General features: G+C 71.2%; 9 protein-coding genes. 8 read left to right on the plus strand and 1 reads right to left on the minus strand.

All coding sequences use genetic code 11. From position 1 onward, the window contains the following. Positions 1-73 precede the first annotated feature (73 nt). The 8 genes from shc (at position 74) to AOK22_RS04935 (ending at position 9,205) form a co-directional block, all read left to right on the plus strand. Complete coding sequence (gene shc, locus AOK22_RS04900) at positions 74-2,077, plus strand: squalene--hopene cyclase (protein ID WP_055697308.1); 2,004 nt, start codon at positions 74-76, stop codon at positions 2,075-2,077. Further along, on the plus strand, positions 2,077-2,730 hold the full coding sequence (locus tag AOK22_RS04905; RefSeq protein WP_055697309.1) for a phosphorylase family protein: 654 nt from the start codon (positions 2,077-2,079) through the stop codon (positions 2,728-2,730). The genes shc and AOK22_RS04905 overlap by 1 nt, the downstream gene beginning before the upstream one ends. Positions 2,731-2,735: 5 nt before the next feature. Next, a complete protein-coding gene (gene hpnH / locus AOK22_RS04910; protein WP_055697310.1) occupies positions 2,736-3,758 on the plus strand; it encodes an adenosyl-hopene transferase HpnH in 1,023 nt (340 codons plus the stop codon). Positions 3,759-3,762: 4 nt separating this feature from the next. Further along, positions 3,763-4,929, plus strand: a complete 1,167-nt coding sequence (ispG, locus tag AOK22_RS04915; RefSeq protein WP_055697311.1) for a flavodoxin-dependent (E)-4-hydroxy-3-methylbut-2-enyl-diphosphate synthase — start codon at positions 3,763-3,765, stop codon at positions 4,927-4,929. 25 nt (positions 4,930-4,954) lie between these two features. Further along, positions 4,955-6,874, plus strand: coding sequence for a 1-deoxy-D-xylulose-5-phosphate synthase (gene dxs, locus AOK22_RS04920; RefSeq protein WP_055697312.1), 1,920 nt, complete (start codon positions 4,955-4,957; stop codon positions 6,872-6,874). Then, positions 6,871-8,256: an aspartate aminotransferase family protein gene (locus AOK22_RS04925; protein ID WP_055697313.1), complete on the plus strand. Its 1,386-nt coding sequence runs from the start codon at positions 6,871-6,873 to the stop codon at positions 8,254-8,256. The genes dxs and AOK22_RS04925 overlap by 4 nt, the downstream gene beginning before the upstream one ends. Positions 8,257-8,411: 155 nt before the next feature. After that, positions 8,412-9,038 carry a helix-turn-helix domain-containing protein gene (locus tag AOK22_RS04930; RefSeq protein ID WP_055697314.1) on the plus strand — a complete coding sequence of 209 codons (627 nt, stop codon included), beginning with the start codon at positions 8,412-8,414 and terminating at the stop codon, positions 9,036-9,038. A 50-nt stretch (positions 9,039-9,088) separates the two neighbouring features. Beyond that, positions 9,089-9,205: a DUF6126 family protein gene (locus AOK22_RS04935; protein WP_055697321.1), complete on the plus strand. Its 117-nt coding sequence runs from the start codon at positions 9,089-9,091 to the stop codon at positions 9,203-9,205. 18 nt (positions 9,206-9,223) lie between these two features. Here AOK22_RS04935 and AOK22_RS04940 read toward each other — a convergent pair whose 3' ends face one another. Next, positions 9,224-10,021 (minus strand): tyrosine-protein phosphatase, encoded by a 798-nt coding sequence (locus AOK22_RS04940; RefSeq protein WP_055697315.1) that lies wholly within the window; start codon positions 10,019-10,021, stop codon positions 9,224-9,226. Positions 10,022-10,195 lie beyond the last annotated feature (174 nt).

Here is a 10,195-nt window from a genome sequence, read left to right on the forward strand (position 1 = left end):
CGGCCGGCGCTTCGCGTCGGCCGACGGCGGACCCACAGCAGACGTAGCCACTGCACTGCACGAAGGGGAAGCCATGACAGCGACGACCGACGGAAGCACCGGAGCGGCCACGCCCCGCGCAGCCTCGGCCAGCGAAACCACCGACACGACCGCCGCGGCGGCGGGCACGCAGGAAGCCGCCGCGCGCGCCATACAGCGCTCCACACAGTTCCTGCTCTCCCGGCAGGACGCCCAGGGCTGGTGGAAGGGCGACCTGGAGACCAACGTCACCATGGACGCCGAGGACCTGCTGCTGCGGCAGTTCCTCGGGATCCGGGACGAGCGGACCACGCACGCGGCCGCGCTCTTCATCCGCGGCGAGCAGCGCGACGACGGCACTTGGGCCACCTTCTTCGGCGGACCCGGCGAACTCTCCACCACCATCGAGGCGTACGTCGCCCTGCGCCTGGCCGGTGACCTGCCCGACGCCCCGCACATGGCCAAGGCCTCCGCGTGGGTCCGCGACCAGGGCGGCATCGCCGCGAGCCGGGTCTTCACCCGCATCTGGCTCGCCCTGTTCGGCTGGTGGAAGTGGGACGACCTGCCCGAACTCCCGCCGGAGCTCATCTACTTCCCCAAGTGGTTCCCGCTCAACATCTACGACTTCGGCTGCTGGGCCCGGCAGACGATCGTGCCGCTCACGATCGTCTCCGCCAAGCGGCCGGTGCGGCCCGCGCCCTTCGCGCTCGACGAGCTGCACACCGACGCGCGCCGGCCGAGCCCGGCCAAGCCCCTTGCTCCCGTGGCGAGTTGGGACGGGGTGTTCCAGCGGCTCGACAAGGCGCTGCACCTCTACCACAAGGTCGCGCCGCGGCGGCTGCGCAGGACGGCGATGAACAGCGCGGCGCGCTGGATCATCGAGCGGCAGGAGAACGACGGCTGCTGGGGCGGGATCCAGCCGCCCGCCGTGTACTCCGTCATCGCCCTGCACCTGCTCGGCTACGACCTCGACCACCCCGTCCTGCGGGCCGGCCTGGAGTCGCTCGACCGCTTCGCCGTGTGGCGCGAGGACGGCGCGCGGATGATCGAGGCGTGCCAGTCGCCCGTGTGGGACACCTGTCTGGCCACCATCGCGCTCGCGGACGCCGGACTGCCCGCCGATCACCCTCAGTTGGTCAAGGCCGCGGACTGGATGCTCGGCGAGCAGATCGTGCGCCCGGGGGACTGGTCGGTGCGCAGGCCGCAACTGGCGCCCGGCGGCTGGGCGTTCGAGTTCCACAACGACAACTACCCCGACATCGACGACACCGCCGAGGTGGCCCTCGCGCTGCGCCGGGTCAAGCACCCGGACAAGGCGCGCGTGGAGAACGCCATTGAGCGGGGTGTGCGCTGGAACCTCGGCATGCAGTCGAAGAACGGCGCCTGGGGAGCCTTCGACGTCGACAACACGAGCGCCTTCCCCAACCGCCTGCCGTTCTGCGACTTCGGCGAGGTCATCGACCCGCCGTCCGCCGACGTCACGGGCCATGTCGTGGAGATGCTCGCCGTCGAGGGCAGATCCCACGACCCGCGCACCCGCCGCGGCATCGAGTGGCTGCTGGCCGAACAGGAGCCCGAGGGCGCCTGGTTCGGGCGCTGGGGCGTCAACTACGTGTACGGCACGGGGTCCGTGGTCCCCGCGCTCGTCGCGGCCGGACTGCCGGGCTCGCACCCCGCGATCCGGCGCGCGGTCGCCTGGCTGGAGTCGGTGCAGAACGACGACGGCGGCTGGGGCGAGGACCTGCGCTCCTACCGCGAGCGCGGCTGGGCCGGGCACGGCACATCGACGGCCTCGCAGACCGCCTGGGCGCTCCTCGCGCTCCTCGCGGCCGGTGAGCGCGAGTCCAAGGCCGTGGAGCGCGCCGTCGACTGGCTGGCCGCGACGCAGCGCGAGGACGGCTCCTGGGACGAGCCGTACTTCACCGGCACGGGCTTCCCCTGGGACTTCTCCATCAACTACCACCTCTACCGGCAGGTCTTCCCGCTGACCGCGCTCGGCAGGTACGTCAACGGAGATCCCTTCGCGAACGGTTCCGAGCGCTCCGGCAAGGGGAGCTGATGGACCGGACCCCGGCCACCCGGCCGGGCCCCGCACCGCTGCTGATCGCCTGCGCGCTCGGCATCGAGCACCTCGCCCTGCGCACCGGCGACCGCAGCGGCGCGCCCGGACCCCTGACCGTGCTGCGCACGGGCATGGGACCCAAGAACGCCGAGCGCGCCGTCAGCGGGGCGCTCGGCAAGGACCCCCTGCGGGACGCGGCCGTCCTGGCCACCGGCTTCTGCGCCGGACTCGCCCCCGGCATGCACCCCGGCGACCTCGTCGTCGCCGAGGAGACCCGGGACGCCCGCGGCAGCACCCCCTGCACGGGGACCGCCCTGCTGGTCGAGGAGCTGGTGCGGGCCGTGCCCGGACGCACCGTGCACACCGGACCGCTCACCGGCTCCGACCACGTCGTGCGCGGCCATGAGCGCGGCGACCTCCTGGCCACGGGCGCGATCGCCGTGGACATGGAGTCCGCCGCGACACTGCACAGCGCCGTGCGCGCGGGACAGCGGCCCGTTGCCGCCGTCCGGGTGGTCGTGGACGCCCCACAGCACGAACTCGTCCGCATCGGCACGGTGCGCGGTGGAATATCAGCTTTCCGCGTTCTTCGTGCCGTGCTCCCCGCTTTCTTTGAATGGCACCGTTCTTCTTTGCTCCCCCGGAGGTGAGCCAGATGGCCATGCCGCTGCGTCAGTCCATCAAGGTCGCTACGTATCTCTTTGAACAGAAGCTCCGCAAGCGGGACAAGTTCCCGCTGATCGTCGAATTGGAGCCGCTCTTCGCCTGCAATCTGAAGTGCGAGGGATGCGGGAAGATCCAGCACCCCGCCGGTGTGCTCAAGCAGCGCATGCCGGTGGCCCAGGCCGTGGGCGCCGTTCTCGAATCGGGTGCGCCGATGGTGTCCATTGCCGGCGGCGAGCCGCTGATGCACCCTCAGATCGACGAGATCGTGCGGCAGTTGGTGGCCAAGAAGAAGTACATCTTCCTGTGCACCAACGCCATGCTGCTGCGCAAGAAGATGGACAAGTTCAAGCCCTCGCCGTATTTCGCGTTCGCCGTGCACATCGACGGCATGCGCGAGCGGCACGACGAGTCCGTGGCGAAGGAGGGGGTGTTCGACGAGGCGGTGGCGGCCATCAAGGAGGCCAAGCGGCGCGGCTTCCGGGTCACCACCAATTCGACCTTCTTCAACACGGACACCCCGCAGACCATCATCGAGGTGCTGAATTTCCTCAATGACGACCTGCAGGTCGACGAGATGATGCTCTCGCCCGCCTACGCGTACGAGAAGGCACCCGACCAGGAGCACTTCCTGGGCGTCGACCAGACCAGGGAGCTGTTCAAGAAGGCCTTCGCGGGCGGCAACCGGCGGCGCTGGCGGCTCAACCACTCGCCGCTCTTCCTGGACTTCCTGGAGGGCAAGGCCGACTTCCCGTGCACCGCGTGGGCGATCCCGAACTACTCCCTGTTCGGCTGGCAGCGCCCCTGCTACCTCATGAGCGACGGCTACGTCCCCACGTACCGCCAGCTCATCGAGGAGACCGACTGGAGCAAGTACGGCCGCGGCAAGGACCCGCGCTGCGCCAACTGCATGGCGCACTGCGGCTACGAGCCCACCGCCGTCCTCGCCACCATGGGCTCCCTCAAGGAGTCCATCCGCGCGGCCCGCGAGACGGTCTCCGGAAACCGCGGGTGACGTCATGACCCCTGGAGAGCCCGTTTCTCTGGGCCTCCCGGAGCTGCCGGTCCGGCCGATCGCCGAGCGCCGCGTCTCGCGGCGCATCGAGGTCGGGCCGGTGGCCGTGGGGGGCGGTGCGCCGGTCTCGGTGCAGTCGATGACGACGACGCGCACGTCGGACATCGGGGCGACGCTGCAGCAGATCGCGGAGCTGACCGCGTCCGGCTGCCAGATCGTGCGGGTGGCGTGCCCGACGCAGGACGACGCGGACGCGCTCGCGACGATCGCGAGGAAGTCCCAGATCCCGGTGATCGCGGACATCCACTTCCAGCCGAAGTACGTCTTCGCGGCGATCGACGCCGGGTGCGCGGCGGTCCGCGTGAACCCCGGCAACATCAAGCAGTTCGACGACCGGGTGCGTGACATCGCGCGGGCCGCGGCCCAGACGGGTACGCCCATCCGGATCGGGGTCAACGCCGGCTCGCTCGACCGACGCCTCCTGGAGAAGTACGGCAAGGCGACGCCTGAGGCGCTGGTCGAGTCGGCGCTGTGGGAGGCGTCGCTCTTCGAGGAGCACGACTTCCGTGACATCAAGATCTCGGTCAAGCACAACGATCCGGTGGTCATGGTCAACGCCTACCGCCAGTTGGCCGCCCAGTGCGACTACCCGCTGCACCTGGGCGTGACGGAGGCGGGTCCCGCCTTCCAGGGCACGATCAAGTCGGCGGTGGCCTTCGGCGCGCTGCTGAGCGAGGGCATCGGTGACACCATCCGCGTCTCGCTGTCCGCGCCGCCCGCCGAGGAGGTCAAGGTCGGCATCCAGATCCTGGAGTCCCTCGGCCTGCGCCGGCGCCGCCTGGAGATCGTCTCCTGCCCGTCCTGCGGGCGCGCCCAGGTCGACGTGTACAAGCTGGCCGACGAGGTCACGGCGGGCCTGGACGGCATGGAGGTCCCGCTGCGCGTCGCCGTCATGGGGTGTGTGGTCAACGGCCCCGGCGAGGCCCGCGAGGCCGACCTCGGCGTCGCCTCCGGCAACGGCAAGGGCCAGATCTTCGTCAAGGGCGAGGTCATCAAGACCGTCCCCGAGTCCAGGATCGTCGAGACCCTCATCGAAGAGGCGACGAAGATCGCCGCGCAGAGGGAGGGCGACGGGATCCCGTCCGGGGTGCCCGCCGTCACCGTGAACTGAGTGCAACCAGTAAGGGGGCCCGAGCATGACCATTCTCGACACCATTCGGGGACCGCGCGACCTCAAGTCGCTGACCGAGGCGCAACTCGGTGAACTGGCCGAGGAGATCAGGGAGTTCCTGGTGCACGCGGTCGCCAGGACAGGCGGTCACCTCGGGCCCAACCTGGGGGTGGTCGAGCTCTCCATCGCCCTCCACCGGGTCTTCGAGTCGCCGGTCGACCGCATCGTCTGGGACACCGGCCACCAAAGCTACGTACACAAGCTTTTGACGGGCCGTCAGGACTTCTCGAAGCTGCGCGGCAAGGGCGGCCTGTCCGGCTATCCCTCGCGCGAGGAGTCCGAGCACGACATCGTCGAGAACAGTCACGCCTCGACCGCGCTCGGCTGGGCCGACGGACTGGCCAAGGCCCGCCAGGTGCTCGGCGAGCGCGGCCACGTGGTCGCCGTCATCGGCGACGGCGCGCTCACCGGCGGCATGGCCTGGGAGGCGCTCAACAACATCGCGGCCGCGAAGGACCGGCCGCTGATCATCGTCGTGAACGACAACGAACGCTCCTACGCCCCGACCATCGGCGGCCTCGCCAACCACCTCGCCACGCTGCGCACGACCGACGGCTACGAGCGGGTGCTCGCCTGGGGCAAGGACATACTCCAGCGCACCCCGGTGGTGGGGCGCACCCTCTACGAGTCGCTGCACGGCGCCAAGAAGGGCTTCAAGGACGCCTTCGCGCCGCAGGGCATGTTCGAGGACCTGGGCCTCAAGTACGTCGGGCCGATCGACGGTCACGACACCGGCGCCGTCGAGTCGGCGCTGCGCCGCGCGAAACGCTTCCACGGACCCGTCCTCGTCCACTGCCTGACGGAGAAGGGGCGCGGCTACGAACCCGCGCTCGCCGACGAGGCCGACCGCTTCCACACCGTCGGCGTCATGGACCCGCTCACCTGCGAACCCCTCGCCCCGTCCAACGGCCCCTCCTGGACCTCCGTGTTCGGGGACGAGATCGTCCGCATCGGCGCCGAGCGCGAGGACGTCGTCGCCATCACCGCGGCCATGCTCGGCCCGGTCGGCCTGACGAAGTTCGCCGAGGCCTACCCCGACCGCGTGTGGGACGTCGGCATCGCCGAGCAGCACGCCGCTGTCTCCGCCGCCGGGCTCGCGACCGGCGGGCTCCACCCGGTCGTCGCCGTGTACGCCACCTTCCTCAACCGCGCCTTCGACCAGCTCCTCATGGACGTCGCGCTGCACCGGTGCGGGGTCACGTTCGTGCTCGACCGGGCCGGTGTCACCGGCGTGGACGGCGCGTCCCACAACGGCATGTGGGACCTCTCCGTCCTCCAGGTGGTGCCGGGGCTCAGGATCGCCGCGCCCCGCGACGCCGACCAGCTGCGGACGCAGCTACGGGAGGCGGTCGCGGTGGACGACGCGCCGACGCTCATCCGCTTCCCCAAGGAGTCGGTGGGGCCCGCGATCCCCGCCGTCGACCGGCTCGGCGGCATGGACGTGCTGCTCCAGGAGCCCGCCGCGCCGGACGCGGACGTGCTGCTCGTCGCGGTCGGCGTGATGGCGCCGGTCTGCCTGCAGGCCGCCGAGCTGCTGCGCGAGCGCGGGCTGCGCTGCACCGTCGTCGACCCGCGCTGGGTCAAGCCGGTCGACGCGGAGCTGCCCGCGCTCGCCGCCCGCCACCGCGTCGTGGCCGTCGTCGAGGACAACAGCCGGTCCGCCGGGGTCGGCGCGGCCGTCGCGCTCGCGCTCGGCGAGGCCGAAGTGGACGTACCCGTCAGGAGGTTCGGTATCCCCGAGCAGTTCCTCGCGCACGCCAAGCGGGGCGAGGTGCTCGCCGACATCGGGCTCACGCCCGTCGAGATCGCGGGGCGGATCAGCGCCACGCTGGCGGCCAAGGAAGGCGCGGGGGAGTCCGGTCCAGGCAAGGAGCACAGCTCATGACCAAGGAGTTCGACCTCGGCGGACTGCTCGCCGAGCGGGGTGCCGAGCGCTACGAACTGCACGCGCGGCACCTCAACCACCAGCTGCCGCGCATGCTGCACACCATCGGCTTCGACAAGGTCTACGAGCGGGCCGAGGGCGCGTACTTCTGGGACGCGGAGGGCAACGACTACCTCGACATGCTCGCGGGCTTCGGCGTGATGGGCCTCGGCCGGCACCACCCCGTCGTCCGCAAGGCGCTGCACGACGTCCTGGACGCCTCCCTCGCCGACCTCACGCGGTTCGACTGCCAGCCGCTGCCCGGACTGCTCGCCGAGCGGCTGCTCACGCACAGCCCGCACCTGGACCGGGTCTTCTTCGGCAACAGCGGCACCGAGGCCGTCGAGACCGCGCTGAAGTTCGCGCGCTACGCGACCGGACGGCCGCGGGTGCTCTACTGCGCGCACGCCTTCCACGGCCTGACCACCGGATCCCTCTCCGTCAACGGCGAGAGCGGCTTCCGGGACGGCTTCGCGCCGCTGCTGCCCGACACGGCGGTCCCGCTCGGCGATCTGGACGCCCTGCGCCGCGAGCTGAAGAAGGGCGACGTCGCCGGGCTGATCGTCGAGCCGATCCAGGGCAAGGGCGTGCACGAGACGCCGCCCGGCTATCTGCGCGCCGCCCAGGAGCTGCTGCACCAGCACAAGGCGCTGCTGATCGCGGACGAGGTGCAGACCGGCCTCGGCAGGACCGGTGACTTCTACGCGTACCAGCACGAGGAGGGGGTCGAGCCCGATCTCGTCTGCGTCGCCAAGGCCCTGTCGGGCGGCTATGTGCCGGTCGGCGCGACGCTCGGCAAGGACTGGATCTTCAAGAAGGTCTACTCCTCGATGGACCGGGTGCTCGTGCACTCGGCGAGCTTCGGCTCCAACGCCCAGGCGATGGCGGCCGGGCTCGCGGTCCTGGCCGTGATGGACGACGAGAGGATCGTCGAGAACGCGCGCGTGACCGGGGAACTGCTCAGGTCACGGCTCGCCGCGCTCGTCGACCGCTACGAACTGCTGAGCGAGGTGCGCGGCCGGGGGCTCATGGTCGGCATCGAGTTCGGGCGGCCCTCGTCGCTGAAGCTGCGCGGGCGCTGGACGATGCTGCAGGCCGCCCGCAAGGGGCTCTTCGCGCAGATGGTCGTCGTACCGCTGCTGCAGAAGCACCGCATCCTCACGCAGGTCTCCGGCGACCACCTGGAGGTCATCAAGCTGATTCCGCCGCTGACGGTGGGGGAGAAGGAGGTGGACCGCTTCGTGGCCGCCTTCACCGCCGTGATGGACGACGCGCACAGCGGCGGCGGGCTGATGTGGGACTTCGGCAAGACGCTCGTGAAGCAGGCGGTCGCGAACCGCTGAGCGGGGCGGTCGCCGGCCCGCAACGGCGGGAGGCCGTCGCCTGGTGACGGCGGGCGGTCGCCGGCCGGTGACGACACAGACCTGGGTCTTCTGCCGCCTTTTGCCTCTCGGGCAAGAAAGTTGCCCGAGAGGCAAGGCTCTGGCTCAATCGAACCATGAGCCCTGCCGAGCCCGCCGAGCCGCCGGAGGCGGCCGACGCGCTGCCCGCCGTCGCGCCCCAGCTGCGCGAACTGCGCCGCCGCGCGAATCTCACGCTGGAGGCCGCGGCCCGCACCGCCGGGCTCTCGCCCGCCCATCTGTCCCGCCTGGAGACGGGCCAGCGCCAGCCGTCGCTGCCGATGCTGCTCGCGCTCGCACGGATCTACGGTACGACGGTCTCGGAGCTGCTCGGCGAGACGGTCGCCGACCGGGACGCGGTCGTGCGCGCGGCCGACATGGAGCCCACCCGGGCCGGCGGCTGGACCTACTGGCAGGCGGGCGCGCCGGGCCGCGGCATGCAGTCCCTGCGCGTCCACGTGCCGCACGGCGCGCAGGGCGACATCGTGCGCGTCCACCCGGGCGAGGAGTGGCTGTACGTCCTGAAGGGGCGGCTGCGGCTGCGCCTCGGGGACACCTCGCACACGCTCGGGCCCGGGGACAGCGCGCACTTCGACTCGCTGACCCCGCACCGGATCGCCGCCGCCGACCAGGGCGGCGCCGACCTCCTCTTCGTCCACACACTGCTGCAGAGCCCCGCCACCGCGCTGTGCCTCGGTGGCCCCACCCAGGGAGACCCGACATGACGGAACCCGAGCCGCAGGGCCCCACCCAGGAGCAGCCCGCCCGCAGGTCCATGGAGGAGAAGTTCCCCCGGGCCCTGTGGGTCCGCCTGATCATCTATGTGGCGGTGGGCCACCTCTTCGCGGCCTTCATCTATCTGCTGTTCGAGCTGGGGGCGCAGAACCAGTAGGCCCGGCCGGAGGCGGACTCAGTCGAGGAGGCGCTCGCGCAGCCGCTCGCGGGTCCCGCCGCTCAGCCGCAGGCCCTCGGAGAGGTACGTGTCCACGTCGCCCCAGGTCTGCTCGATCGTCTCGAACGCCGCCGCCAGGTACTCGGCACGGGCGTCGAAGAGCGGGTTGAGCAGCTCCATGACCTCCGGCGACATCGCGCTCGGGGAGTCGTCGGAGCGCTGGACCTTGTAGCGGCGGTGCGCCGCGTTCGACTCCAGGTAGTCCGCCTCGATGGCGTCGCGCTCGACGCCGACGGCGAGGAGGGTCACCGCTATGGACAGGCCCGCGCGGTCCTTGCCGGCCGCGCAGTGCATCAGGGCGGGCACGCTGTCCTCGGCGAGCGCGTGCAGCACCTGGCTGTGCTCGGCGGTGCGCTCCTTGATGATCGTGCGGTACGAGGACGACATCCGTCCGGCGGCCTTGCCGTCGGACAGGAGCGCGCGCAGCTGGTCGAGGTCGCCGTCGCGGACCATCTTCCAGAACTCCGCGCCGTCGGCCGGGTCGGTCAGCGGCAGGTTCACGTTGCGCACACCGGGCAGCGTGACGTCGGGGCCCTCCAGACGCTGGTCGGCCGCGTTGCGGAAGTCGAAGACCGTGTGCAGGCCCAGCGAGGAGAGGAACGCCGCGTCGGCCTCGGTGGCGTGCGCGAGGTGACCGCTGCGGAACAGCCGGCCCGCGCGGACGCGGCGGCCGTCCACCGTCGGCAGCCCGCCCACGTCACGGAAGTTGCGCACTCCGGCAAGCTCGGGCTCTGTCGACGGGACCTGCTGCGTCACGGGCTCTCCTCAAGCTCTGCGGCCGGCGCGACTCGCCGGTGATGGCGCCTTCGACGATACGACATGGGTTCCTTGGGCAATCACCCTTGTGACGTGCTCATCACTCACCCGCACGACGGCCCCGCCGCACGCCTTCGAGAGGGGCGCGCACGCCCCCTCTCACCCGCCCCGCGC

The sequence above is a fragment of the Streptomyces silaceus genome (assembly GCF_001419745.1).
GTDB lineage: Bacteria > Actinomycetota > Actinomycetes > Streptomycetales > Streptomycetaceae > Streptomyces > Streptomyces silaceus.